Below are 23435 nucleotides of genomic sequence, written 5' to 3'. Positions count from 1 at the left end.
ATCTGCTCTACTTGACAATTTCCGTCCCACCTTAACTTGTGACCAATGTCCTTACACCTCCTGCAGATCGACGGCCCAGTTGGCCGCCTGGATGGCCGCGTCCAGCTCGCGGTAGGCCTTGGCCAGGGCGTCGCGCTCGCGCTGGAGCTCGGGCACGGCCACGGTGGGCACGAACTTGATCTCGGCGCCGCGGGCGCGGTACTGCGGGCTGCCCACGCTGCGCAGCAGCGCGTCGAGCACGCCCTGGCGCATGCGCAGCACGTCGCGGCGGGCGATCGCCGCCGTGATGCTGCGGCCGTCGGCCAGATCCGCCTGGCTGTTGGTGCGGTTGATCGCCAGGATCAGACCCTCCAGCCGCTCGGCCACCGCCCCCACCTCGGCGAGCAGGGCGGCCGGCTCCTCGGCCGGGCGCTCGCCCTCCTGCACTACCGCCACCCGCTGCAGCCGCTCGTTCAGCTCGGCCAGCTTCTGCTGGGCCGCCTTGCGCTCCACCAGGGCCTCCGCAAGCTTCATGGCGCACCTCCTCATATGGCTGACACTTCAGCGACTCAATCTTCAGTGCCTCAGTGCCTCAGTGCCTCAGTGATACCCGTACTGGCCCCAGACCTCGCGGGCGCTGAGGTCGATCCGGCTGGCGACCGAGAGCATCATCCGGCGCGGCTGGCTGCGCAGCACCATTCCCGCCTGCTCGGGCGTGCGGTTGGCCTTGTGCGCGTTGCAGGCGCGGCACGCCGCCACGAGGTTCTCCCAGCTGCTCTCCCCGCCCTGGGCGCGCGGCAGGACGTGGTCGAGGGTGAGCTGGGCGCGGCCCGGCTGGCAGCCGCAGTACTGGCAGGTCTCGCCGTCGCGGGCGATCACCAGCGGGCGCGAGACGTTCGGGTGGCGGATGAGCTTGGCCCACACGTAGCTGCGCATGCGCATCACCAGCGGGCGGGCCACGGTGACACCCTCCGTGCCGGTGGTGATCGCCCGTGCGTCGGTCTCCAGCACCTCGGCCTTCTGGCGGGCGAGGAGCCGCATCGCCCTCGGGAGCGTGACGACCGCGAGCGGCGCGTAGTTGGCGTTGATGAGCAGCACCTGCATGGCCGTGTCCCTTTCGCTGACACTCTGGCTGACTCTGATAGACCCGAACGAGATAGTGGAGGGGCGCAGCGGTAATGATCCGCCGACCGTCGCCGGTCGCCTCGCCTTCCAAGCGAAGTGCCGCACCTGCGGCATGCGCCCCGTGATGCGCCTTCCTGGGGTTCGAGCCCAGTCGATGCACTTGCATCGGCGCACCCGATGGGGATGGAGGGGCGGACAGGGATTGCACCTGCGCGTGCGCTGCCGCACGGCCACGGTTTAGCAAACCGGCGCTTTACTACTCAGCCAACGCCCCATGTGGAGTTCCCTGCGGGTACTGCCCCCGCTCTTCTCGCGTTGCAGGCGAGCGCCTCGCTTTTCGGCTTCCCGCACCACAGGGAAAGCTGAAAGCTGAAAGCTGAAAGCTGAAAGGCTTCGCTGTCCGATTTTCAGCTTTCAGCTTTCAGCAGCGACAACTATCGGCTATTACTACAGTTGTACCGATAGATCCTTATCCAACCTTACCCATCACCCCTGCGATCACGGATTGTTCCTCTTTCGGTTATCGGTTATCGGCTATCGGCTATCGATGATGGCTGCCGGACCAGGGCTCGAACCTGGAACTGCCTGATTCAGAGTCAGGTGCCCTACCAATTAGGCCATCCGGCAATAACATAGCCGATAGCTGATATCCGATAGCCGATAGTTGCTGGCTTGCGATGTGGGCCTTTCGGCTATCGGTTATCGGTTATCGGCTATGGGTACTGGCGGCTCCGACGGGTACTGCCCCCGCTCCCTCCCGGTTGACAGCCGGGCGCTCTGCTGGTGAGCTACGGAACCGTGTGGCCTCGCTGGCCGGAGTTGCACCGGCGGCCTTCGCCTTCGGAGGGCGGCGCTCTGTCTCCTGAGCTACAGCGAGAAATGGCGACCACACGAGGACTCGCACCTCGGGCCTCCGGCTTCGCAAACCGGCGCTCTGTCTCCTGAGCTATGCGGTCACTGGTGGAGCGCCGGGGGATTGAACCCCGCCCTCGCTGGTGCCTCGCGGCCTTCAGCAGCGTGTCTACCCAGCAGACCCGCGCCCCGTGGAAGGCGACTTCGACGGGTGTTAGCGCCGGTCGAAGTCGTCGTGTCAGTGCGGACTGGTTAGAAAGGTGCGATTCGTCGTCGAGGTGTGGCACGGGTCGAGGGTTCTCCCCCCCCGCTGCTGGTTTTGGAGACCAGTGTGCTGCTGTTACACCAGACCCGTATGGTCAGGGTGGCAGGCTTCGCACCTGCGACCTCTCGCTTCCGACGCGAGCGCGCTGCTGGCTGCGCTACACCCTGGTCGTATATTTTGGTGTTCTTGGTCTCGTGTGGTTCGCCGCTTGACACGCACAGCATAGCATGCCAGTTTACAACACCCCTCAGCCAGAAGGCTGATATGAGTTTACAACATTTGACTGATACCAGTTTACAACACTCTCTCCGACCTAAGTCCCTTGCCATCAGGCACAGAAGTGGTATAGTACGAGGGACAGCTTTCCAACAGAGGAGCGATGCGTGACGGTCTGGACAAATAGGACGATAGGGACGCCGAGCGGCGTCAGCAGCACCGACAGCGACTCGTGGGCACCGGGCTGGGTCGATCACGAGGGCCGCATGCGCGCGCTCGCCGGCCAGTCCGGGTTGTTGCGCGAGTGACGCGCACTCGTGATGATCTTCGCCGGATCGACCTGGTGGAAGACGAAGAGGATCTCGGCGTGCGAGAAGGCGTCGAGACCGACGAGGGCATCCTCCGGCAGATCGTCGGCGAGCACGATGGCCGCCTCCATGCCGCCCCAATCGTCATCCTCAGGGGCCTGCCGCCCGCCGCAAACCACCCCAATCGGCCTGACGCGGATATCCATCGCGCACCTCCTCGCACGCGAGCGGATACCGACGACCAGCCCTTGAACGACCTGCAGCTTACACCATCGCCAGCATTCGAGTTGCTTGAGGCGCGCGGCCTGGTGCTCTATCTGGTCAACGCTCGTCACGCCAAGATCGTCCCCGGACGCAAGAGCGATTGGAACGATGCCCAGTGGCTCCAGATTCACGCACTGATACGGCCTTCAGCGCCTACTATCGGGCGATGCGGGCGCGCAAAGGCCCGCAACAGGCGCTTGTGGCCACCGTGCATAAGATTGCCCGGACGGTGTAGTTGCTCAATAAGTCGGGGGAAGGTCGAGTTCGGCCCATGAGGCGCCGAGGTTGAGGGTCTTGGCCCGCTCGGAGATACGGTCATGGATGTAGGCGTAGAAGCTCACGCCCAACTTTTTGTTAGCGCGAATAAGCGCTGGGTAAACCTGGGAGCGTCGGTGGCCCCGCTCGGAATGTGTCAAGTGCCTTTGGACAGTGATCTGAGCGAATTATGGAGCGTGGCTGCCCCCCACGACCGACACCTCCGGGTCAGCCTCGCCGACGGAGCTCCCGGTGTCAAGGGGCCGCTGCGCGGCTGAGACCCTTGACACCGGGAGCTCCGTCGGCAGGGGCTCCGGTGTCGCCGGTGTGGGGGCCGCAGCGCTGGGGCGCGGCAGGTTGATCCCTACCTGGGCTGGAAGCTGCGGCGCGATGGGTCGGCCGCGCGGGAACCGCTCTGGGTGGGCGGCATACGCGGCATCGAGCGTGACCTGACGTGTGGCAATCACCTCCGGTGCCCGTCCGCTATGCACGACTGCGGGCGACAGGAGCGCAATGCCACTGTGTTTGTGTTCGTGGTTGTACCAGTCGGCAAACCAGCGCATCCAGACGCGAGCCGCGTCCATGCTCGCAAAGCGGTCAGGATAGGTCGGGCCGTACTTCATGGTCTTGAACTGGCTCTCTGCGTAGGGGTTATCGTCCGAAATCGTCGGTCGGCTGTGGGACTGGGCCACGCCCAGGTCGATCAGCAGCTCGGCCAGGGTCTTCGAGGTCATCGATGCCCCGCGGTCGGCGTGCAAGGTGAGCTGGTGCGGCTGCACCCCCTCGCGGGTGTAGCTCTCCGCGATCAAGGCTTCCGCCAGTTCCGCGTCTTCGCGCGTCTCGATGCGCCAGCCGACGATCTTGCGCGAGAAGATGTCCAGCACGACATAGAGCTGATACCAGATCCCCGGCTGGGGGCCGCGCAGCTTGGTGATGTCCCACGACCAGACCTGGCAGGGCGCCGTCGCCAGAAGCTCGGGGGCGGTATACGCCGTGAGTTTGGCAGTAGGCTTGGCAGTATGTTGGCTGCAGACGTCAGAAAGCCTCAGCGCGGTGGGTGTGCGCTGAGGCTTTCTGATGCGGTAAACCGTTGGAGCGGGCGACGCGATTCGAACGCGCGACCATCTGCTTGGAAGGCAGCCAGGGGAGCGCCTGCCAGTGTCCACAGCCGTGTTTTGAGGCTTCAGGAAGCCATTCCTGATCCCACCCCTTCCGCCCACATCCACCGAAATTCGCCGGCTTGGCTACAGTTTGGCTACATGAACAAGTCGTGTGATCCGCTGACGGCAGATCAGAGCTGCCGATATCCCTGGCGGCACGCCTCCCACACGGTCGGGTGGCGCGCCCGGAGCTCGTCGAAGGGGGCGTCGAAGGGGGCGACGTGGCGGCCCAGCCCGTCGAAGCACCAGCCGAGCAGGCCGTGATCGTCGGCCTCGCCAAGGTCGTGGAGCAGCGCGGCGGCGTCCGGGTGCTGCTGAGTCAGCGCCGCTTCGACCCTGCGCGTGATACGGCGGAAGGTGCGCTGGTAGCCCCTGGCCATGGCCTCACGCCGGTCGAACTGGAGGATGGCGACCGTTTGCTCGCCCCTCAGTATGTACGCCTCCCGCTTAGAGTCGTAGCGCGGCACAATGTTGCCCGTCTGCGGGTCGAAGTCCAGAAATAGCCAGGGGTCATCGACGGTCGGGTCGATCAGGATGGCCTGACCGTCGGACAGGGGGAACTGAGTCCCCTTGATCCGGCCGCACTCGGCGCAGCAGAGCAGCATATTCGGCCAGCGAAACATGCGCTCGGGGTAGGGCGCCTTGGGCCAGAAGTGGTCGATGTCGCTGCCGTGGGCGTCGCCGCAGTACATGCAGCGCTCGCGGTTGCCGGCCATTGCCCGCAGGGTGTCACATGCCTCGCGCAGCGGCTTGTTGCGCCGGGCGCGGCGCCACGCGGCCTCGACGTTGAGCGCCCTGTCCGCGCGCCGGGCGTCAGCCCGCGCCTGCTCGCGCTCCATGCCCTGCGCTGACTCGGATGAGAGGTCAAGGCGAACGACCCGGCGCATCGCTACAGCTCCTCGTCGCTCAGCACAAAGACCTCTAACTCGGCCACCCGCGTCTGCTCGTCAAGGCTGAGGGCACCGGTGGCTCGCAGCTTGGCATGGAGGCGGGCGTACTCGCTGCGCGCATCGACCGCCTGCGGCGAGCGCGTGTTCTGCAGGCCGAAGGCCGGGGTGAGCAGGATGGTATCCGGGCGTGCGGCGATCACCGTGGTGTAGTCCGCCGCGCTCAGGGCGCGCGGCGGCTGGTCACTACCGGGCTCTGGCAGCACAAACAGCCCGTTCGGGTCGGCAGCCTGGCAGATGATCGGGCTGTGGGTGGTGACGAGGAACTGGATCTTCGGGAAGCGCCGCTTGAGCCAGAAGCCGACCTCGCGCTGCCACTCCGGGTGCAGGTGGGCGTCGATCTCGTCGATCAGCACCACGCCGCTGCGCGTGATCGACAGCTGCCCATCGGCATCCCGTGCGATCAGCCCGGCGGTTCCATAGGCGTCGATCAGGTGGTGGACGATGTCGGCCAGTAGGGCGAGCATCGCGCGGTAGCCGTCGCTCATCTCGCTCCAGGCTAGCTCGATCCCGTTGCGGTCGACCAGCCAGAGGCCGTCTGAGTCGACCCGGGCGACGCGAATCTGATTCGGCAGCAGGTCGTCGTTGAGCAGCTCCAGCAGCAAGTCCAGCTGAGCTCCCTCCGTCTGGCGGTTCTCCAGAGCCTTGTAGCGCAGCTCGCGCAGCCAGCGGTCGGCCTCGGCCAGCGAGGCTGCCTCCTGAAACATGGTCACATAGCGTGCCGTGCTCGGTGCGGCCATCATCTGCGTGGCCTCGGACGACGCGCCGAAGACGCGTCGGAATGGCCCGTAGCCGCAAGAGAACCAGCCCGCCGCGTTGGGCGACCAGATGGTCTGCTCAGGGGTCTGGGAGCTCCTGGGCTTCCCCGCCGGGGTCACGGCCTGGAGCAGCGTGTCTTTGCCGCCGTTCTTCAGGCTGAGGCGGGCGGGGAAGGGCCGGCTCGACCGGCTGCCCTGCCCCGTCGGCTCATCGTCGTCGGCCACGCGGACGATATTGAGCTGGATGGCGCCCTCGCTCGCGGGTGCGCCGTGGCGCACCCAGCGGTGGAAGCTCGGCTGGAGGGCACGCGCCGTGTCGCGCCCGGTCAGGCCGACCGCGATCGCTTTCAGTAGGGTGCTCTTGCCCGAGCCATTATCCCCGGTGAAGACCGTCCAGCCAGCGTAGCTGCTATCGGGCCGGGCAAGCGAGAAATCCAGCTTCTCGAAGCCGCGTATATGCTCCAGCACGACCCGGTCAAGATACATACAGGCTCCTAAGGCTTTCGCTTCCCACGGCTCACCTTTTCGGAGCGTGTGGGCCGCGTTGGCTGGGCCCGCCCTTTGAAGAGCGCATAGTGCCGTCGTAATCGCTCAACATATGCGCCATCGTTCAAGAGCGTCGCGAAGAGATCGCGTAGGGCAGGGGCATAGGCCGTCTGTGGTTGAAACTGGTCGAGCGCCGGCCCCTTGAATGCATCGGCCAATGCATGGTGGCTGCCCAGCCACCGGCGGTAAAAGCCGATGGGCTCCCATCCATAGCTGATCGTCGCCCATATCTTTGAGAAATCATCTGATCGATACACATTGATCAGGACACGCCGGCAATCACACGACGGATCATCACAATAGGACTCAAAGAATCCATAGTCGCCGTCCGGAAGGCTGGGCGAGCCCTCGATGGTGACGCTCCGGGTCTCAGTGCGAGCGACCTCCGGAAAAAACTGATGGAAGGCTACCATATACATAGGTGAACCACCCTGGTAACGACCACGCCCCCCATAGTGTACACGATTCATCGTGTCATCGTGCATGTGTTGTCACGAGATCGCTTGCGTGAAGGCCAACAGCCGAATAGACTATAATGCCCTGGTAGACAGCAATTGTGATGGCTCAGCGTCATGGCTGTGCGCTCGTCTCGCTTGATCGCGAGCAACGCGAGCGGGCGGCGCCCGTTGTGCGCGCCTTCACCCCTGATGAGGCCCTGGCTGAGCTTGAGGGTGATACCAGATGAGCGAGTACCAGTACTACGAGTTTCAGACGATTGATCGGCCACTGACGACCGAGCAGCAGGCCGAGATACGCAGGCTCTCCAGCCGCGTTGAGCTGAGCGCATCCCGTGCGGCCTTCAACTACGCTTATGGCAGCTTCCGCGGCGACCCGCTGAAGGTGCTGGAGCAACACTTCGACGCCCTGCTCTACATTGCCAACTGGGGCTCAAAGCAGCTGGCGTTCCGCTTCCCAGCGGGCGCGCTCACGCTTGAGCAGCTGCAGCCATACCTGCTCGGCGACGAGGAGAGCTACGTCGGCGATGTCCACACGACGAAGCAGCACCTTGTGCTCAACCTTGAGATCCGCGAGGAGGAGGGCTACGGCTGGATTGAGGGCGACGGCCTGCTTGATCCGCTGATCCCGCTGCGCGAGGCCATCCTGCGCGACGACCTGCGCGCACGCTACCTCTTCTGGCTGCGCTGTGCGCCGGAGCGGGCCGCTTGGGCCGACGATGACGAGGAGGTGGAGCCGCTGGTTGAGCCGCCGGTGCCGCCAGGGCTTGGACAGCTTGACCCGGCACTCCAGGCGTTCGCCGAGTTCTTCGCCATCGATCAAGACCTGATCGCCGCGGCGGTCGAGGCCAGCCCCAGCCTCACGGCCACGCAGGAGCCCCTGGAGCGCTAGGTGACGCTGCTGCCCGAGGCGGAGCGCAACGCCTTCCTGGCGCGGGTGGCTCGCGGCGAGAGCCACGTTGGCATCGCACTGCTCCGGCGTCTGCGCGAGGTCGGCGGGACAAAACCAGCCTCGCCAACATCGCTCGCCCGCCGCACGTTCGCCGCGATCCAGGCGGCGGCGGAGCGACAGGAGCAGCTGCGCGTGCGGCGCGAGCGTGAGGCAACTGAGCGCGCCCGGCTGGCGAAGCTGGAGGCCCTGGCGCAGCGCGAGGCCCAGGCATGGGCTAATGTGACCAGCCTGCTGGCGAAGCGCACGGCGAGCGGCTACGACGAAGGGGTGGCCCTGCTGGCCGAGCTGCGCGACCTGGCGGCGCACCGCGGCCAGCGGGCGGCCTACAACACCAGACTGGCGGAGGTGACGGCGCCCTATGCCGGGTCACCCGCGCCTCAGCGCCGGCTCAAGGAGCAGCGGCTGGTGTAGGTAGCATCAGCTACTTCCTCTTCTTGCGGTTGGCCTTGCGAGCGGCCGATGAAGCCTTGCGCTTCTGCTTCTCCTTGCGGGCCTGGGCCTCGGCGCGGCGCTGGCGCTCCTTGTGGGCGTGATCCTCCGCCTGCTGGCGGGCCGCCTCGCTGCTCATTCCTCATCCCACTCCTCCGCATCCTCATCGTCGTCGAAGGGCAGGCCGCCCACGGCCACAAAGGCGCGGTAGTCATCGAGTACTGTGGCGTTGACGCCGGGCGTCTCCACGGCCCAGAGCTGGTCGGCGAGCACCTCCTGCTCGTCGCCATCGGCGAGGCGAACCCGCAGCAGCACGCCATCGTCGTCATAACCACTTGCGGCACCAAACACGATGACGGGCATGCGCTCGGTGCCCGGCGCTCCCCAGCGGGCGGCAAAAGGCGTTTGCAGCGCCTCGCTCAGGTAGACCTCAAAAGCGCTCAGGGCCTCGTCCTCGTTGTAGCAGTCGACCGTAATCTCCTCAAACCGCTGCTCGCGGCTCGGTAGGTTGGGGATATCGGCAATCTCCATGCATACCTCCAGAATCTCATCGCTACGAAATCTCGCGCCCCTCCAGCATGAGCATGGCCGCCTGCCGTGGCGAAAGCTCCTCGATCCGGCGTACTTCTATCTTCGGCTCGCGCTCCAACTCGCGTAGGGCCATGTACATGTCGTAGCTGTAGTCAGATAGACCCGCGACCACCAGGGTTAGCTCAGACCAGAAGTGGAGGGGTGTGGGCCGCACCAGGTCACCGAGCACGACGATGCGTTTCGCACCGAAGCGCGCGCGGAGCAGCGCGGCGGCCTCGCGGGCCCGGCCCCACCATGCATCGCGCCGGGCGGCGTCGTGGCGGTGCGCTTCTTCTTCCGCCAGCAAGACAAGGCTTCAGAATGCGACGCGATACTTGACACAGCCCGACAGCCCGACAAGCGCACGGTGTCGGGCTGTCGGGCTGTCGGGCTGTGGCTGAGAGTGTCAAGTGGAAGAGAACCTTGTCCAAGGCGGCAACCCACGCGCGGGGGTGGAGAAGTGTCACAAACTCCAGAAGCTGCTGCCAGAGCATGTTCAGGGGATGGCGAATGCGCTGCGCCAGAAGGAGCCTACGGAGGGCAAGCGCAAGCTCGGGCCGCGCTCGGTCGAGTACGCCTGCCTTGTACTCTCGCGGGCGTTGAACCAGGCTAAGCGCTAAGGGCTACCCGCTGGAGCTGCTTATTCAGACGGTGAAGACATCCAACGGCGTGCTATTCATGTCCGGAACGCTGATGGCCATACTCAGCGGCGACCTCCGCCAGCAAAGCATAATCGAAAAGTTTTACAATGACTACGCCGATTGCATGCCACCAAAACGATAGTGGCACTGGCTCATCGATTGCTTGGCGCCCCAGGTGACGTGCGACTTACCACAACCCGATCGAGGCCTCGCTCAGCTACCTCTCTGATCCGTAGGCCAACGGGCGGCGCCCTGGAAGAACTCCAGGGCGCCGTAGCTGCTCACTCCCTAAAAGTAGTGGTCGCGCAGCACGCCGTCAAAGCGGCCAGAGCGTAGGCAGCAGCTCTTCAAAGCGCCTCCCGGAGCCGCAGGGGCAGGGGTCGTTGCGCCCGAGCTTCTCGCATAACTCCTTGCCCCCGTGGACGACCCGCTCGCCGCGCTTGACCTGGGTTTCGGAGGGGAAGCCCTTGCGACGCTTGCTGGTCGGCTCAAAAGCGGTGGGTGTCCTGGATGTCGTCGTGGCGGTTCATGGCGGCACCTCCTGATCGGTTCCGCGCTGCCGGCAGCGCGATAGGGGGAGCATAGCACGCGGCACCGCGTTCCACAGCCGCCTCGCGACGGATTGTAGGCGGCCTGACGTGCTCGGTATCCTGCGCAGTATCGCCCCACTGGGGGCTGTCTGTGTTGCGCCGAGGTTACTAGTGCAGCTGCCTGGTGATCGTCGGGTCGGTGATCTTGGTGTCCTCAGCCAGCAGCAGGGCCTTGCTGAGGATGATCGCCATGGTTCCGTCGCCCTCGAAGGGCACAAAGCGCGTGCCCTCGGCGCCTGTCGTCGTTCCGCGCGCCGGGACGATGCAGAGATACTGGTCGTTCGGCTCCATCATGATGTTGCCGCTGCCCAGGTGGATCTTGTAGCTGCGGATGTCGCCGCGCACGTGGAGGAAGCGCTCGCTGAGGCGGCAGCGGGCCGCGATCTTCAGCCGCGGGATCAGCTGCGCCAGCACCTCGCGCCGGGTCTTCGCCGTCTCGGAGAGATCGCCGAAGGCGTAGCCCCGCCAGTAGTCGTGGTAGCGCACCTCGCGCCCATTGTCGAGCCAGGTCGGGTCGTTGCCCACGCTCGCCACCCCGACGAACAGGTCGACATCGCGCAGCACCTCGGAGAGCACCAGGGGCGGAACCTGCTCCAGGGGCACGGGGTCATGGGCGGGGCCCTGGTCGCGCCAGGACTGCTGGTAGCCGCCGCCGGCGTGGGCGTAGTGCTGAGCTGCGTCGAGCGGGTAGAAGCGCACCTGGTCGGTGGCCAGGTAGAGATACGTGCCGGTCTCGTTGGTGTCCCGGCCGTACTGATCTCCTGCGCCCTCGACCCAGTACTCGGCCCGCAGCCCCCAGGCCGGCAGCAGGCGGTGGGCCGGCGGGTAGCTGTCGTCCACCATCAGCCGTAGCTGGTTCTTCCAGGCGCGGGCGGCGCAGAGGGCGTTGAACTGGTGCTGGCGGACGATATGGGCGGCGAAGCGGTTCGAGTAGACCCGGGTGGCCCGCTCGGCATCGGTGAGCAGGTAGATCTCGCGATAGGCCTGCTTGAAGGGCTGCTGCACCTCGTGGGCGACAGCCATGCGCGCCAGGCGAGCACCTCCTCAGCGGTGCTGTCCAGCGGGTGCCAGAGGTTAACGGTGGTCGTATCGCCCAGGCCAGCAAGCGGCTGCCCGTCTACGCCGACAACCTGCCCCGCGTGCCAGATGCCGACCTGCTGCGTCCCCTCGGCCGTGAAACGCCAGATCAGGCGGCGGGCGAGCGTGCCGACGAGCGGGTGGTTGAGGTAGCGCTCGCGCCACGCGGCGAGGGGCCAGGTCCGCTGCTGCAGGTAGAGCTGCTCGACGCGGTCGCGCTGGCCGGGAGTATCGCCTTGATGTCGGCGGCCGCGCTGCTCAGCTCCTTCAGGGCGTCGCCGTGCTCGGCCTTGAGCGCCTTCGGCGCCGCGGCGAGCTTCTTGCCGTCGGCGCGCGTGTAGCGCAGCTCGACGCCCCCGGCGACCACGAGATCGACGATCACGCCGCCGAGCACCTCGCGCCGCAGGCCGACCTCCTCCAGACCATAGGTAGGCACCAGCAGCTCCGCAAGCTCGTCGGGGAGGAGCCCCGCCCGCTCGGCAGCGTTAGCCAGGGCCGCCTCAATCTGCTTCTGCGCGGCAGGCAACCGCACGCGCGTCTTGAGCAGGGCGAGCTGGGCCATGCCGTGCTGGCCAGGCATCTGGCCCAGCGCCCAGATGGCTGCGTTGGCGAGGCGGGCCGCGCGCGGGCCGACCCCGGGGATCTTGCGGTAGCAGGCGACGACGATGCCGCCGAGGGCGCGGGCCAGCTCGCGGGTGTCGTCGGCGGCGCAGAGCTAGACCATGCCGCGCAGGATATCGAGGTTGCGATCATGCAGTACCAGCGGGTGCAGCGTGTGGCCCCCTGGCAGGGCGATGGGCTCCGAGCGCGGCTGGTCAACCAGGGGCAGCCAGCGCAGCAGCGCCGCCCGCACCTCCTCCGCGCCGAGGCACTCGACCGGCGCGGTCGCGGCCTTGCGCCATTTCTGGCCCGGGGTGGAGCCGCCGGCCGCAGCGCACTGCCGGAGCAGCTGCGTCCACAGCGCCCGCTGCTCGGGCGCGAAGGCGGCGATCTCGGCGCGCGCGGCGTCAGCCCAGGGCTCGCCCGCGAGGAGGGGCTGCTCCGTCTCGACAATGCCGGCAAGCTCCTTGAGCGTGAGCAGGCGCCGGCGCTGATCGGCGCCCCAGGCGCGGCCCTCCAGGTCGGCGACCAGGGCGTCGAGGGCCGTATCCAGGGCGGGGGTGCGCGGGTTACTCGCGAGGTAGGTCGTGACGATCTTGCCTACGTATGGCTCGATCCGCCAGCCGTGGGTGCTGCTGCGCACCCAGCCGAGCAGGGCCAGGACATCATCGTGGGTGAAGGGGAGCGAGCGGCGCAGCAGGGCCGAGACGCTCTCGGCTAGCGTCCAGCTGACACCGGGGACGTTGACCGGATCCTCCAGCCAGGCAACCGCGGCCATCACAAAGGCCCGCTGCTCCTCAGGGCTCGCGCGCACGATCTCCTGACCGGCAGGGAAGTCGCGGAGCTGGGCGGTGGAGTGAGAGAAACGCTCGGCCCAGGAGGTGATCAGGTCGCTTATCTGTGTGGCAAGGGATGTGATGGGGCTCATCGGCTTACCCCCCCACCAGCGGCACGAGCTTGAGGAAGGTGACGACCGTCTGCTCGCCCAGGATCACGACGTCGTCGAGCTGCTCGACCTGGCGGTCGTCGATCAAGATGAGGAAGCCGTTGCGCATTAAAGCCTCAAGCGCCCGCTCCACCTGCTCGGCGGGGTCGATGCGGCGCGGCCGGGGCATGCGATAGCCGTTCAGCGTCAGCTCGGCCGCGCCCGGCTGTACGAGGCCCTGGAAGTACTCGCCCTGACGCTCGTTGTAGGCCGCGACCTCCTGCTCGATGCGGGCGCGGATCAGGTCGCGAACAGTGAGGTGGTTGGTGGGGAAGCCGAGGACAAACTCGACCGGGGGGCGGCCAGGCGGAAGACCAGCTCGTCGCGGACGGTGACCTGTGTGTGCATCTGCTGCTCCCTTTCGCGTACGTCGTCGTCCCTGCACAGGTTGCTGACGGGCGCGGGCGGCCCGTCGTTGGAGTACATTCAGCATACGGCAGAGGTGTGACAGGGAGTGTCACACCTGGAAGCATGGCTACAGATGTGGCTACACGGGGGAACAATGCCGCCTCACCCCGCCGCTCCCCCAGCAAAGCGCCGCGATCGCAGCGCGGGCGCAGCGAGATCTCTGTAGCCATCCGAGGGGGCATATGGCTACAGACGCAGGGACACGGGAGCAGACTCTTGAACTTTGGCTACAAACTTGGCTACATGAACGCAAAATCCCGCCGGAGACCCCGGCGGGATTTCGCTTCCTGATGCCCTAAACCGTTGGAGCGGGCGACGCGATTCGAACGCGCGACCATCTGCTTGGAAGGCAGATGCTCTACCACTGAGCTACGCCCGCATGGTGCGAATGTACCATATCTGCGGCGCGGGCGCAAGTGTGCTCAGCGGATGTGCCGCAGGGCGCGTACGTCGAGTCGGTTGACCACCTCGGCCACGTCAGCGGCGTCGCCAGCGACGCTCACCAGGCTCTCGGCGGCGGCCTGATCGTCCACCACTCCGCGTAGCACAACGCGACTCGCGCTGGCGATGATCTCTACGCTGTCGGCATAGGGTGCGGTGCGGCTGTCCTCGCGCAGCGCCGCGCGCAGCCGTTCCTCGACCTCGTCGCCTGATGCGGTGAATGTGCGCGGGCGATCCTCGTCGTAGGGCTCCTCGGTCGGCGGCACGTAGGTTAGGCCCTCCTGCGACGCTTTGTAGGCGTCGTCTGTCGACCCTGCGAGCTGCTCGCGCTCCCTGCGTAGATCGAGGCTCTCCATGTCGTTCGGCTGCCCAATATCGCTTCCGGTCTCGAGCTCGCCCTCGTAGATGTCGGTGTCGCTGATCGGTTCGTCGCCTTCGATGCGGTCGATCGGGAATGCCATCCCGCCAGTCGGGTTATCCCAGCGGCCCTCGAGCTCGCTCAGCTTTGTCGTGCTTACGGTCGGCGCGCTGCGCGGCTGGCTGCTGCCCCTGCGCTCGCGGCGCTCGCGGCGGTTACGCTTCTTTGCCACGGCTCACTCCTTACTTCTGACAGGCGGATTATTTCAGGGAGGGCAAGCCATTCCCTCGCTCTCCCCCGCATGATGCAGGATGTGTGCCACTCTGGTAGGGGCGCAGTGCGCTGCGTCCCTATCCGCCCCGCACGGCCTTGTACATCGCCAGGGCGCGCTCGCGGCGCTCCTTGTGCTCCACAACGGGAGCGGGGTAGTCGCGGCCAACCTGGATGTCGGCGCGGGCCTGCTCGGCGGGGGCCATCAGGTGCGGGGCGTGGATGTGCCTGCTCGGCACGTTGGCCAGCTCGGGCACGTGGCGCCGCACGTAGGCACCGTCCGGGTCAAACTTCTCGCCCTGGCTGGCCGGGTTGAAGATGCGGAAGTAGGGCTGGGCGTCGGTGCCGGTCCCGGCGGCCCACTGCCAGCCGCCGTTGTTCGCCGCCGGGTCGCCGCCCATCAGCAGCCGCATGAAGTGGCGCTCGCCCCAGCGCCAGTCGATCAGCAGGTCCTTCGTCAGGAAGGAGGCGACGATCATGCGCGCCCGGTTGTGCATCCAGCCCTCCTGTCGCAGCTGGCGCATGGCCGCGTCGATGATCGGGTAGCCGGTGCGCCCCTCGCGCCAGGCCGCGAATAGGCGCTCGTCATTCTCCCACTTCAGCCCATCGTAGGCGGGCCTGAAGGCGCCGCGCAGCACGTGCGGGCTGTGGTACATCACCTGGACGTAGAAGTCGCGCCAGGCCAGCTCGCCTAGCCATGTGTCCGGCCCCGGCCCCGGCGGGCTGCCGAGGGCGGCGGCCACGCACTGGCGCGGCGAGACCATGCCTAGCCGCAGGTGCGGAGAGAGCCGTGAGGTGCCCTCGACGCCTGGCATGTTGCGCCGCTCGGCGTAGCCGGCGATCCCGCTGTCGCGCCGGGCGGCGCTGAACTGGCGCAGCAGCTCGCCCGCCCGCGCCTCGCCCGCGACGGGGATCTCTTGCGCGCACGCCATCCCCAGCTCCGCCAGCTCCGGGATGCGTCCGCCCTCGGGTACGGCGTCGAGGGCCACAAGCTCGGGGGCTCCCTGCGCCGGCGCGCCCCGCTCGCCGAGCAGCTGCCGCCACTGGCGGGCGTAGGGCGTGTAGACGCTGTACGGGCCGCCGCCCTTCGTCACGACCTCGCCCATCTCGAAGATTACGACATCCTTGAAGCTCCGCGCCGCGTAGCCCGCCGCGCCCAGGGCCGCCTTGATCGCGCTGTCGCGCCGGATCGCGTAGGGGCTGTAGTCGCGGTTCCAGTAGACGCCCCGCGCCCCCGCCTCCTCGGCAAGCTGTAGCAGCTCGCGCCGCGGGTCGCCCCGACGCACGATCAGGCGCAGTCCACGCGCGCGCAGATCGGCGTCTAGCGCGCGCAGGCCATCAAGGAGAAACGCTGCCCGGGCTGGGCTGGCCCAGCGCCCGCCCAGGATGCTGTCGTCGAGGATGAAGGCTGGCAGCACGGCGCCGCCGCTGTCGCGGGCCGCCGCCATCAGCGCGCTGTTATCGTGCAGGCGCAGGTCGCGCCGGAACCAGTGGATGATCATGCCGATAGCCGATAGCCGATAGCCGATAGCCGATAGCCACGAGCGTATTGTACACCACCGCCCTGATTTGCAGCGCTACGTTAGTTCAGGCACTTGCCGCACTGATGGTGCTGCGGCGCGGCTACGCCGCGCCGCAGCACCATCAGTTTTTTGTGGGAGAGCGAAGCTCTCCCACACCCTCACCGTGCGCGATGTTGTTGCTGGCAACAAAAAAAGGATGCGGGGGCGGCTCTGCCGCCCCCGCATCCCAGCCGCTGCCTTGCGCGATTACCGGGGCGGCCCCTGTATATAGTACGGCAGGTACAGGATGTAGATGGATGGCCCGGTCACGGCCACGCTGGTCTCCCCGTAGGCGCCGCCGGCGGCCGTGGCGCGGATTGTGGCGGTGCCCGCGATAGGCCCGCCGTTGAGGGTGATGCTGACCTGGCCGCTGGCGTTGGTGACGCCGCTGGCGGTGACAAGGCTGCCCATGCTGGTGGTGAAGGTGACGCTCTGGTTGGCCATCACCGCGCCTGCGCTGTCGCGCACGGTTGCGGTGATCACTGAGGTTGCGCCAGTGGCGATGCTGGCCGGGCTCGGCGCGACGGTCACTGAGCTCGCGCCTGGGTTGTAGACGTTCGGCGGGTTCGTGTCGATTGGCGCGTAGTCGTTCACGAAGTAGAAGGCCGCAATGTCGTGGTTCTCATATGCCCCGCCGGTGCCCGCCGTGAACCCGATGTACACGTCTGGGCCGATGTCGGCGGCCATGTCACGCGTGGTGTTGAGCACTAGGGTGGATGCGCTGCGGCTGTTGCTGGGGTGCATGCGCACCTGCAAGTTCTTCGTCGCCCCGTTGTAGTCGACCCAGACGTGCCATGTGTTGTCCTGGATCACCCCGGGCGGTGTGGCGGTGATGACAGAGGTTACGTCTCCGCCAATATCGAGGCCGACGTGGTTGTCGTTCGGGTCGTTGACGGTCGAGGTGGGATCCGTGCTGGGGTTATTGGCCCAGGTGTCGAACTCGACGCCGACGCTCGGGGTGATGCCGCCGTAGCCGATGCTGCCGCCCGAGCCGCCGGCGGTGTTTGACTGGGTCTGGATCGTGAAGACGATGCCGTCCGCGCCGCCCGGGGGAGTCCCCCCCGCACCGGACATGTCCATCACGAAGTAGGTGCTGAAGGAGCGCTGGTTGGCCAGGCTGACCTGGTTCTTCCAGAAGGTGCTACCGGCCTGGTCCCCAATGGCAGGGGTGAGCCGGATGACGCTGCCCGCGAGGGCGCTGGAGCCGTTGAGCTGGAAGCCCTGGACGTTCGTGCTGTTGAAGCTGGCGATGGCGACGGTCGCCGTGATCGGGGCCGCGCTCGCGGTTAGGACAAGCGTGATCTGGCCGAGCAGCACAAGGAGCGCGATGCGGAGACTGGCATGATACCTGCGATGTAGGTTGGGGCGGTGTGAACGATCTGAATTCATTATGCCTTAGCTTTCTTCAATGAATGATAGAGTGAGAAAGTAAGTTGGTGCGGATCGGTCGGTGGCTGCCAGTTTGTTTTGGTGCGCTCTGTGATGCTCCTTGCGCTGGGCGATGCGCTGCGTACGATGCGCCGCGTACGACAAAGTATACAAATGAGTTGTGATAGTATTATTAACAGATCCGTGCTGAAGATACATGTTTTGTGAACTCGTGTGTCGCATTTGCCCTCGTCGCCCGCTCATGTGATAATAGCGCCGCCTTGGTGAAGCGCACCTTTGGCGCGTAGGGACGCAGCGCGCTGCGTCCTTCCACATCCGGACGCAGCGCGCTGCGTCCCTACGCGCCAATGCATAAGGAGCTTTATGGAGAGCGTAGCGATCTTCGGCCTGGGCCTGATGGGCCGGCCGATGGCGGCGTCCCTGCTGCGGGCGGGCTTCTCGGTGCGCGGCTGGAACCGCTCGCCGATGGACCCGGCCCGCGTGCCGGGGGTGCTGCTCCACGCCAGCCCCGAGGCCGCCGCCCGCGCTGATCTCTGCCTGCTGGTGCTGTCCGACTCGCCGGCGGTCGATGCGGTGCTCGCCCAGATCGAGCCGCAGCTGCGCGCCGGGCAGCTGGTGATTGACCTGGGCACCTCGGACCCGGCCCGCTCGCGGGCGCACGCCGCGCGCCTGGCCGGGCGGGGCGTGGGCTGGGTGGACGCTCCCGTCTCGGGCGGGCCGGGCGGGGCGGCCGCCGGGGATCTGGCGGTGATGTGCGGGGCTAGCGAGGCTGACTTCGCGCGGGCGCGGCCGGCGCTCCAGGCTCTCGGCCGGCCGACCCTGGTGGGCGGGCCGGGCGCCGGCCACACAACCAAGATTGTCAATCAGCTGATCGTGGCCCTGGCGATCGAGGCGGTCGCCGAGGCCGTGGCCCTGGCCGAGTCCGCCGGCGTGGACCCGGCCCTGGTGCAGAAGGCGCTGGCCGGCGGCTTCGCCGACTCGAAGATCCTGCAGATCCACGGCTCGCGGATGATCGCCCGCGACTATGCCCCGGGCGGCAAGGCCGCGACGCAGCTGAAGGATCTGCGGCTGGCTCAGGGGCTGGCCGCCGCCGCAGGCCTGGAGCTACCGCACCTGGAGGATACGGCCGCCCGCTTCGCGCGGCTGGTGGCGCTGGGCCACGGTGATCTGGATCACTCGGCGCTGCATATGCTGGTGGGTGGTGAGGGCGCGGCGTAAGGGCGCAGCAGCGCCGTGAGGTATGGCGTAAGGGCGCAGCAGCCCCTATTACGATGGGGCAAAGAGCAGGATCAGCTGCTGCTGCGCCCCTGCGAGGATCTATGAAAACTATCTCAATTGTCCAGATCGGTGTCGGCGGGGTGGGGCGGGAGCTGGTGACGCAGCTGCTGGCGGCGCGCGGGGCGCTGGCGGCGCGCTATGGGTTTCGGCTTGAGTATCTGGCCCTGGCCGATAGCGCGGGGGCGCTGGTTTCCGGGACCCCGCTGCCTGAGGCAGCCATCCAGGCCGCCATGCGTGCGAAGGGAGCCGGGGACTCGCTTGCGGCGTCGCCCGCAGGGCGCGCGATCCAGAGCTGGGAGGCGCTGCTGCCGGAGGGGCCGTGTGTCGTGGTGGATGTGACGGCGGCATCCGGCCACGAGGGGCCGCTGGCGCGGGCGGTGGCCGCCGGCCATCGGGTGGTGCTGGCGAATAAGAAGCCGCTGAGCGCGGCCTGGGCCGACTTTGTGGCGCTGACGGCGGGCGGGGCCACGCGCTATGAGACGACGGCCGGCGCCGGGCTGCCGGTGGTCTCGACGCTCCAGGGGCTGCTCGATAGCGGTGATGCGCTGACCAAGATCGAGGCGGCGATGAGCGGGACTCTGGGCTACCTCTGCGCTGAGCTTGAGGCGGGTGTGCCGCTCTCGACGGCGGTGCGCGCCGCCCACCGCCTGGGCTACACTGAGCCTGACCCGCGCGATGATCTGAGCGGGGCCGATGTGGCCCGCAAGGCGCTGATCTTGGCCCGCACCTGCGGCCTGCCCTGGGAGCTGGCCGACATCCCGGCTGAGCCCTGGTTCTCGCCGGATCTGGCGGCGGTGGGCCGCGATGTGTTTATGGGCCGGCTTGAGGAGCTGGATGAGCTCTTCGCGGCGCGGGTGGCGGCGGCGCGGGCCGAGGGGGCGGCCCTGCGCTATGTGGCGACGGTGACGCCTGGGCGGGCGAGCGTGGGCCTGAAGATGGTGCCCGCCACCCACCCGCTGGCCAGCCTGCGCGGCCCCGATAACCTGTTTAGCTTCACCACGGCGCGCTACGCCGCCCAGCCGCTGGTGGTGCGCGGCCCCGGCGCGGGCCAGGAGGTGACGGCGGCGGGTGTCCTGGCCGATATTGTGGCGACGGCGCGAACTGTTGGGGCGTAGCAGCAGTTGATGCCCTCGATGTAGCATGATGATCATGGGCTGCTACGCCCTTACAAAGGATATGATTATGCAGGACGATTTTGTGGCCCGACGCGATGAGATTCTCTCCGCGATCGGCGGGCTGGTTGCCTTTGAGACGCCAAGTACTGACAAGGTTTTACTTGACATAATGGCAAGCCACCTAGCGGAGCGCTTCGCGCCGCTGGGCGAGGTGGAGCGCTTCGCCAACCCGGCGGGCGGCGACCACCTGCGGCTGCGGGTGGAGGCGCCCGCCGCGCCGGCCGACGCCCGGCCGGCGCTGCTGCTCTGCCACTACGACACGGTCTGGCCGGCGGGCACGCTGGCCCGGCGGCCGTTCACGGTGGAGGGCGAGATCGCCTATGGGCCGGGGGCCTACGATATGAAGGCCAGCATCGTGCTGGCCGAGCTAGCCCTGGCCGCCGCCCGCGCGACGATGCCGCGCCCGGCGATCCTGCTGCTGACCTCGGACGAGGAGATCGGCAGCCCGACCTCGCGGGCGCTGATCGAGGAGACGGCGAAAGCGTGCGCGTTCGTGCTCGTGCTGGAGCCGCCGGTCGAGGGCAGCTGGGCGCTGAAGACGGCCCGCAAGGGCGGCGGCGTCTTTGAGCTGGCGATCACGGGCATCCCGGCCCACGCCGGGGTCGAGCCGGAGAAGGGGGCCAGCGCGGTGATGGAGATGGCTCACCAGGCCCTGGCGATCCACGCGCTGAACGACTGGCCGGCCGGGACGACCCTGAACGTGGGGGTGGCGGCGGGCGGGACGCGGCCGAACGTGGTGCCGGCCGCCGCGCGCATGGCTTCCGCCGCCCGCCGATGGAGCGCACCCCGGCCACGGCGGCCCTGTTCGCGCGGGCGAAGGCGGTCGGCGCAGGCCTGGGCATGGATCTGGCCGAGGGCTCGACCGGCGGCGGCAGCGACGGCAACTTCACCGCCGCCCTGGGCGTGGCGACCCTGGACGGGCTGGGCACGCCTGGCCAGGGCGCCCACGCCGAGCACGAGCAGCTGCACGTCCCGGCGATCTTCGAGCGGGCCGCCCTGCTGACGGCGCTGCTCGCGGAGTTATAGGATCATAGGCGGGAGTAAGGGCGCAGCAGCCCAGATGCAACCGGCTACGCGCAGAATGCAACGCTGCTACTGCGCCCCAACCGAGAAAAGACACCAATGAAGACCAGCCTTGAGATCGCAAACGCGGCCCGTGTCGCGCCCATCGCCGAGATCGCCGAGCGGGCCGGCATCCCGGCCCGCTTCGTCGAGCCCCACGGCCGCAACCGGGCCAAGATCGACCTGAGCCTGCTCGATGAGCTGCGCGACCGGCCGCTGGGCACCTACATCCTCGTCACCGCGATCACGCCGACGCCGCTGGGCGAGGGCAAGACGACCACGACGATCGGGCTGGGCATGGCCCTGAACCGGATCGGCAAGCGCGCCGCCGTGGCCCTGCGCCAGAGCTCGCTCGGCCCGGCCTTCGGCATCAAGGGCGGCGGCTCGGGCGGCGGCTACTCCCAGGTCGTCCCGCTGGAGGAGAGCATCGTCCACCTGAACGGCGACATCCACGCCATCCAGCAGGCCCACAACCAGCTGGCGGCCCTGGTGGATAACAGCTGGTACCACGGCAACCCGCTGGACATCGACCCCGAGCGCATCCTGATCCGCCGGGCCATGGACGTGAACGACCGCTTCCTGCGCAACATCACCATCGGCAAGGGCGGCAAGAAGGACGGCATCCCGCGCGAGTCCGGCTTCGACATGACCGTCGCCAGCGAGCTGATGGCCATCCTGGCCCTGGCGACGGGCAGCACCAACGCCGAGGCGATCAAGAGCCTGCGCGCGCGGATCGCCAAGATGGTGGTGGCCTTCACGCGGGATGGCCGGCCGGTGACGGCCGAGGATGTGCGCGGCGCCGGCGCGGCCACCGTGCTGATGCGCGAGACGCTCAAGCCGAACCTGATGCAGACGATCGAGAACACCCCGGCCTTCGTCCACGCCGGGCCCTTCGCCAACATCGCCCACGGCAACTCGTCGATCCTGGCCGACCAGATCGGCCTGCGCACCTCCGAGTATGTGGTGACGGAGGCCGGCTTCGGGATGGATATGGGCGGCGAGAAGTTCTTCGACATTAAGTGCCGGGCCTCGGGGCTGTGGCCGGCGGTGGCGGTGGTGGTGGCGACGGTGCGCGCCCTGAAGAGCCAGACCGGCAAGTACAAGATCACCTCGGGCAAGCCGCTGCCGCCCGAGCTGCTGGCGGAGAACCCCGACGATGTGTACGCCGGCGGGGCCAACCTGCGCAAGCAGATTGAGAACGTGCGGGCCTTCGGCGTGCCGGTGGTGGTGGCGCTGAACGCCTACCCCGACGACAAGCCCTCGGAGATCGCGGCGGTGCGCGAGATCGCCATGGGGGCCGGGGCGGTGGGCATGGCGGTGAGCACGGTCTTCGCCGAGGGCGGCGCGGGCGGCGAGGAGCTGGCCCGCATGGTGGTGGCCGCCGCCGAGGCCTCACAGTCAACGCCGCAGTTCCTCTACCCGCTCGACCGGCCGATCAAGGAGAAGATCCACACCCTGGCCACGACGATCTACGGCGCGGCCGAGGTGAGCTATGACCCGGCCGCCGACCAGCAGATCGCCTCGTTCGAGGCCAACGGCTTCGGCCAGCTGCCGATCTGCATGGCCAAGACCCCGCTTAGCCTCAGCCACGACATCGCCCTGAAGGGCGCGCCGACTGGCTACACCTTCCACATCCGCGAGGTGCGGGCCAGCGTCGGCGCCGGCTTCATCTTCCCCCTCGCCGGCGATATGATGACGATGCCCGGCCTCGGCGCGCATCCGGCCGCCCACAGCATCGACATCGACGAGGACGGGAATACGGTGGGGCTATTTTGATTGCAGATTGCGGATGTGACATGAGAGAGTACACTGCGCCCACATGTACGGCAGCAATCTGAAAGCGAAGCGAGCATACGATGACCGAGACAGATGTCCTTGAGACCCTCGCCCGCGTCGGCGCCCTCGTCACCGGCGACCATATCGTCTATACGTCGGGCCGCCACGGCAGCAGCTATGTGAACAAAGACGCGCTCTACCCGCACACATCGGCCACGGGCGACGCCTGCGCACAGATCGCCCGCCACTTTGCGGCGGCGGGCATCGAGGTGGTGGCGGGGCCGACGGTGGGCGGCGTGATCATGGCCCAGTGGACGGCCCACCACCTGGGGCAGCTCCTCGGCCACGAGGTGCTCGCCGTCTACGCCGAGGAGGAGCAGAGCGAGCTGGGCAAGGCGCGCGCCTTCCGCCGCGGCTACGACGCCCTGCTCGCCGGGCGGCGCGTCCTGGTGGTCGAGGATATCCTGACCACCGGCGGCTCGGCGCGCATGGTGGTGCAGGCGGTGGAGCAGGCCGGCGGCACGGTGGTGGGCGTGGCCGCCCTCTGCAACCGCGGCGGCATCACCGCGGACCTGCTGGGCGCCCCTGAGCTCTACAGCCTGGCCAGCGTCCCCCTGGAGTCCTGGTCGGCCGAGGAGTGCCCGCTCTGCGCCTCCGGCGTGCCGGTCAACACGCGGCTCGGCAAGGGCGCGGCGTTTGTGAAGGGATAAAGGATAAAGGATGAAACATTCATCCTTCATCC

At 67.5% G+C, this 23435-nt stretch carries 23 protein-coding genes, 11 tRNA genes and 3 pseudogenes; 9 read left to right on the top strand and 28 right to left on the bottom strand.

Going from position 1 to position 23435, the window contains the following annotated elements:
• Window positions 1-51: 51 nt before the first annotated feature.
• From K2Z83_RS02820 to K2Z83_RS02745, 16 genes are all read right to left on the bottom strand, one after another.
• Window positions 52-513: a DIP1984 family protein gene (locus K2Z83_RS02820; protein ID WP_220593661.1), complete on the bottom strand. Its 462-nt coding sequence runs from the start codon at window positions 511-513 to the stop codon at window positions 52-54.
• Between the two features lie 66 nt (window positions 514-579).
• A complete protein-coding gene (locus K2Z83_RS02815) occupies window positions 580-1083 on the bottom strand; it encodes an HNH endonuclease (RefSeq protein ID WP_220593660.1) in 504 nt (167 codons plus the stop codon).
• A gap of 56 nt (window positions 1084-1139) precedes the next feature.
• Window positions 1140-1225, bottom strand: a tRNA-Ser gene (locus tag K2Z83_RS02810).
• Window positions 1226-1288: 63 nt separating this feature from the next.
• Window positions 1289-1378 (bottom strand) — tRNA-Ser (locus K2Z83_RS02805).
• A gap of 277 nt (window positions 1379-1655) precedes the next feature.
• Window positions 1656-1731, bottom strand: a tRNA-Gln gene (locus K2Z83_RS02800).
• Window positions 1732-1827: 96 nt separating this feature from the next.
• Window positions 1828-1902: transfer RNA gene (locus tag K2Z83_RS02795), tRNA-Asp, on the bottom strand.
• A 3-nt stretch (window positions 1903-1905) separates the two neighbouring features.
• Window positions 1906-1981 (bottom strand) — tRNA-Arg (locus tag K2Z83_RS02790).
• Window positions 1982-1984: 3 nt separating this feature from the next.
• Window positions 1985-2060: transfer RNA gene (locus K2Z83_RS02785), tRNA-Arg, on the bottom strand.
• Window positions 2061-2062: 2 nt separating this feature from the next.
• Window positions 2063-2147, bottom strand: a tRNA-OTHER gene (locus K2Z83_RS02780).
• 90 nt (window positions 2148-2237) lie between these two features.
• A tRNA-Trp gene (locus K2Z83_RS02775) sits at window positions 2238-2311 on the bottom strand.
• A gap of 1 nt (window position 2312) precedes the next feature.
• Window positions 2313-2388, bottom strand: a tRNA-Pro gene (locus K2Z83_RS02770).
• A 302-nt stretch (window positions 2389-2690) separates the two neighbouring features.
• Window positions 2691-2951, bottom strand: coding sequence for a hypothetical protein (locus K2Z83_RS02765; RefSeq protein WP_220593659.1), 261 nt, complete (start codon window positions 2949-2951; stop codon window positions 2691-2693).
• 501 nt (window positions 2952-3452) lie between these two features.
• Entirely contained in the window at window positions 3453-4235 is a 783-nt protein-coding gene (locus K2Z83_RS02760; RefSeq protein ID WP_255603223.1) for a DDE-type integrase/transposase/recombinase, read from the bottom strand.
• Between the two features lie 120 nt (window positions 4236-4355).
• Window positions 4356-4484: transfer RNA gene (locus K2Z83_RS02755), tRNA-Gly, on the bottom strand.
• Window positions 4485-4555: 71 nt separating this feature from the next.
• Window positions 4556-5311 (bottom strand): hypothetical protein, encoded by a 756-nt coding sequence (locus tag K2Z83_RS02750; protein WP_220593658.1) that lies wholly within the window; start codon window positions 5309-5311, stop codon window positions 4556-4558.
• Window positions 5312-5313: 2 nt separating this feature from the next.
• Entirely contained in the window at window positions 5314-6615 is a 1302-nt protein-coding gene (locus K2Z83_RS02745) for an AAA family ATPase (RefSeq protein ID WP_220593657.1), read from the bottom strand.
• Between the two features lie 741 nt (window positions 6616-7356).
• Between K2Z83_RS02745 and K2Z83_RS02740 the strand changes: the two genes are divergently transcribed.
• Both K2Z83_RS02740 and K2Z83_RS02735 read left to right on the top strand, forming a co-directional pair.
• Window positions 7357-8022 (top strand): hypothetical protein, encoded by a 666-nt coding sequence (locus K2Z83_RS02740; protein WP_220593656.1) that lies wholly within the window; start codon window positions 7357-7359, stop codon window positions 8020-8022.
• Window positions 8023-8493 (top strand): hypothetical protein, encoded by a 471-nt coding sequence (locus K2Z83_RS02735; RefSeq protein WP_220593655.1) that lies wholly within the window; start codon window positions 8023-8025, stop codon window positions 8491-8493.
• Between the two features lie 10 nt (window positions 8494-8503).
• Here K2Z83_RS02735 and K2Z83_RS02730 read toward each other — a convergent pair whose 3' ends face one another.
• From K2Z83_RS02730 to K2Z83_RS02720, 3 genes are read right to left on the bottom strand one after another with little or no spacing between them, the layout of a single operon-like run.
• Window positions 8504-8650 carry a hypothetical protein gene (locus K2Z83_RS02730; RefSeq protein WP_220593654.1) on the bottom strand — a complete coding sequence of 49 codons (147 nt, stop codon included), beginning with the start codon at window positions 8648-8650 and terminating at the stop codon, window positions 8504-8506.
• Window positions 8647-9042: a calcium-binding protein gene (locus K2Z83_RS02725; protein WP_220593653.1), complete on the bottom strand. Its 396-nt coding sequence runs from the start codon at window positions 9040-9042 to the stop codon at window positions 8647-8649. The genes K2Z83_RS02730 and K2Z83_RS02725 overlap by 4 nt, the downstream gene beginning before the upstream one ends.
• A 22-nt stretch (window positions 9043-9064) precedes the next feature.
• Window positions 9065-9388: a hypothetical protein gene (locus K2Z83_RS02720; RefSeq protein WP_220593652.1), complete on the bottom strand. Its 324-nt coding sequence runs from the start codon at window positions 9386-9388 to the stop codon at window positions 9065-9067.
• A 103-nt stretch (window positions 9389-9491) separates the two neighbouring features.
• On the opposite strand from K2Z83_RS02720, the gene K2Z83_RS02715 reads away from it, so the two are divergent.
• Complete coding sequence (locus tag K2Z83_RS02715; protein ID WP_220593651.1) at window positions 9492-9701, top strand: hypothetical protein; 210 nt, start codon at window positions 9492-9494, stop codon at window positions 9699-9701.
• A 337-nt stretch (window positions 9702-10038) separates the two neighbouring features.
• Here the strand turns inward: K2Z83_RS02715 and K2Z83_RS29730 are convergent.
• The 9 genes and pseudogenes from K2Z83_RS29730 to K2Z83_RS02670 all read right to left on the bottom strand — a co-directional run.
• Window positions 10039-10095: pseudogene (locus tag K2Z83_RS29730) on the bottom strand (hypothetical protein); the annotation flags it as partial.
• A gap of 325 nt (window positions 10096-10420) precedes the next feature.
• A pseudogene (locus tag K2Z83_RS28650) lies at window positions 10421-11583 on the bottom strand (DUF4132 domain-containing protein).
• Complete coding sequence (locus K2Z83_RS02700) at window positions 11499-11969, bottom strand: hypothetical protein (protein ID WP_220593650.1); 471 nt, start codon at window positions 11967-11969, stop codon at window positions 11499-11501. Before K2Z83_RS02700 ends, K2Z83_RS28650 begins: the two are co-directional and overlap by 85 nt.
• 135 nt (window positions 11970-12104) lie before the next feature.
• Window positions 12105-12917, bottom strand: coding sequence for a hypothetical protein (locus K2Z83_RS02695; protein ID WP_220593649.1), 813 nt, complete (start codon window positions 12915-12917; stop codon window positions 12105-12107).
• A gap of 4 nt (window positions 12918-12921) precedes the next feature.
• Window positions 12922-13359 carry a hypothetical protein gene (locus tag K2Z83_RS02690; RefSeq protein ID WP_220593648.1) on the bottom strand — a complete coding sequence of 146 codons (438 nt, stop codon included), beginning with the start codon at window positions 13357-13359 and terminating at the stop codon, window positions 12922-12924.
• Between the two features lie 327 nt (window positions 13360-13686).
• Window positions 13687-13761, bottom strand: a tRNA-Gly gene (locus K2Z83_RS02685).
• A gap of 43 nt (window positions 13762-13804) precedes the next feature.
• Entirely contained in the window at window positions 13805-14413 is a 609-nt protein-coding gene (locus K2Z83_RS29725; protein WP_220593647.1) for a BON domain-containing protein, read from the bottom strand.
• Between the two features lie 118 nt (window positions 14414-14531).
• A complete protein-coding gene (locus tag K2Z83_RS02675) occupies window positions 14532-15953 on the bottom strand; it encodes a deoxyribodipyrimidine photo-lyase (RefSeq protein ID WP_220593646.1) in 1422 nt (473 codons plus the stop codon).
• A gap of 267 nt (window positions 15954-16220) precedes the next feature.
• Window positions 16221-17330, bottom strand: coding sequence for an Ig-like domain-containing protein (locus K2Z83_RS02670; RefSeq protein ID WP_220593645.1), 1110 nt, complete (start codon window positions 17328-17330; stop codon window positions 16221-16223).
• Window positions 17331-17765: 435 nt separating this feature from the next.
• Between K2Z83_RS02670 and K2Z83_RS02665 the strand changes: the two genes are divergently transcribed.
• The 6 genes and pseudogenes from K2Z83_RS02665 to K2Z83_RS02645 all read left to right on the top strand — a co-directional run bounded on the left by K2Z83_RS02665 (window position 17766) and on the right by K2Z83_RS02645 (window position 23403).
• Window positions 17766-18620: an NAD(P)-dependent oxidoreductase gene (locus tag K2Z83_RS02665; RefSeq protein ID WP_220593644.1), complete on the top strand. Its 855-nt coding sequence runs from the start codon at window positions 17766-17768 to the stop codon at window positions 18618-18620.
• Between the two features lie 101 nt (window positions 18621-18721).
• Window positions 18722-19795, top strand: a complete 1074-nt coding sequence (locus tag K2Z83_RS02660) for a homoserine dehydrogenase (RefSeq protein WP_220593643.1) — start codon at window positions 18722-18724, stop codon at window positions 19793-19795.
• A 25-nt stretch (window positions 19796-19820) separates the two neighbouring features.
• Window positions 19821-20555: pseudogene (locus tag K2Z83_RS28640) on the top strand (M20/M25/M40 family metallo-hydrolase); the annotation flags it as partial.
• A 74-nt stretch (window positions 20556-20629) separates the two neighbouring features.
• Complete coding sequence (locus tag K2Z83_RS28635) at window positions 20630-20881, top strand: M20/M25/M40 family metallo-hydrolase (protein WP_255603180.1); 252 nt, start codon at window positions 20630-20632, stop codon at window positions 20879-20881.
• Window positions 20882-20977: 96 nt separating this feature from the next.
• Window positions 20978-22693, top strand: a complete 1716-nt coding sequence (locus K2Z83_RS02650) for a formate--tetrahydrofolate ligase (protein WP_220593642.1) — start codon at window positions 20978-20980, stop codon at window positions 22691-22693.
• Between the two features lie 80 nt (window positions 22694-22773).
• Window positions 22774-23403, top strand: coding sequence for a phosphoribosyltransferase family protein (locus tag K2Z83_RS02645; RefSeq protein ID WP_220593641.1), 630 nt, complete (start codon window positions 22774-22776; stop codon window positions 23401-23403).
• Window positions 23404-23435 lie beyond the last annotated feature (32 nt).

Source organism: Oscillochloris sp. ZM17-4 (assembly GCF_019599295.1).
Classification (GTDB): Bacteria; Chloroflexota; Chloroflexia; order Chloroflexales; family Chloroflexaceae; genus Oscillochloris.
Note: the sequence above shows the minus strand (reverse complement) of the source record. Positions and strands in the feature narration are given on the sequence as shown.

Excerpts from the sequence above, each read along its gene's own strand:
- K2Z83_RS02675 (WP_220593646.1), bottom strand. The coding sequence starts at position 15,953 with ATGATCATCCACTGGTTCCGGCGCGACCTGCGCCTGCACGATAACAGC.
- K2Z83_RS02820 (WP_220593661.1), bottom strand. The coding sequence starts at position 513 with ATGAAGCTTGCGGAGGCCCTGGTGGAGCGCAAGGCGGCCCAGCAGAAG.
- K2Z83_RS02645 (WP_220593641.1), top strand. The coding sequence starts at position 22,774 with ATGACCGAGACAGATGTCCTTGAGACCCTCGCCCGCGTCGGCGCCCTC.
- K2Z83_RS02660 (WP_220593643.1), top strand. The coding sequence starts at position 18,722 with ATGAAAACTATCTCAATTGTCCAGATCGGTGTCGGCGGGGTGGGGCGG.
- K2Z83_RS02745 (WP_220593657.1), bottom strand. The coding sequence starts at position 6,615 with ATGTATCTTGACCGGGTCGTGCTGGAGCATATACGCGGCTTCGAGAAG.
- K2Z83_RS02725 (WP_220593653.1), bottom strand. The coding sequence starts at position 9,042 with ATGGAGATTGCCGATATCCCCAACCTACCGAGCCGCGAGCAGCGGTTT.
- K2Z83_RS28635 (WP_255603180.1), top strand. The coding sequence starts at position 20,630 with ATGGAGCGCACCCCGGCCACGGCGGCCCTGTTCGCGCGGGCGAAGGCG.
- K2Z83_RS02695 (WP_220593649.1), bottom strand. The coding sequence starts at position 12,917 with ATGAGCCCCATCACATCCCTTGCCACACAGATAAGCGACCTGATCACC.
- K2Z83_RS02650 (WP_220593642.1), top strand. The coding sequence starts at position 20,978 with ATGAAGACCAGCCTTGAGATCGCAAACGCGGCCCGTGTCGCGCCCATC.
- K2Z83_RS02815 (WP_220593660.1), bottom strand. The coding sequence starts at position 1,083 with ATGCAGGTGCTGCTCATCAACGCCAACTACGCGCCGCTCGCGGTCGTC.
- K2Z83_RS02700 (WP_220593650.1), bottom strand. The coding sequence starts at position 11,969 with ATGCCTGGCCAGCACGGCATGGCCCAGCTCGCCCTGCTCAAGACGCGC.
- K2Z83_RS02750 (WP_220593658.1), bottom strand. The coding sequence starts at position 5,311 with ATGCGCCGGGTCGTTCGCCTTGACCTCTCATCCGAGTCAGCGCAGGGC.
- K2Z83_RS02765 (WP_220593659.1), bottom strand. The coding sequence starts at position 2,951 with ATGGATATCCGCGTCAGGCCGATTGGGGTGGTTTGCGGCGGGCGGCAG.
- K2Z83_RS02730 (WP_220593654.1), bottom strand. The coding sequence starts at position 8,650 with ATGAGCAGCGAGGCGGCCCGCCAGCAGGCGGAGGATCACGCCCACAAG.
- K2Z83_RS02665 (WP_220593644.1), top strand. The coding sequence starts at position 17,766 with ATGGAGAGCGTAGCGATCTTCGGCCTGGGCCTGATGGGCCGGCCGATG.
- K2Z83_RS02740 (WP_220593656.1), top strand. The coding sequence starts at position 7,357 with ATGAGCGAGTACCAGTACTACGAGTTTCAGACGATTGATCGGCCACTG.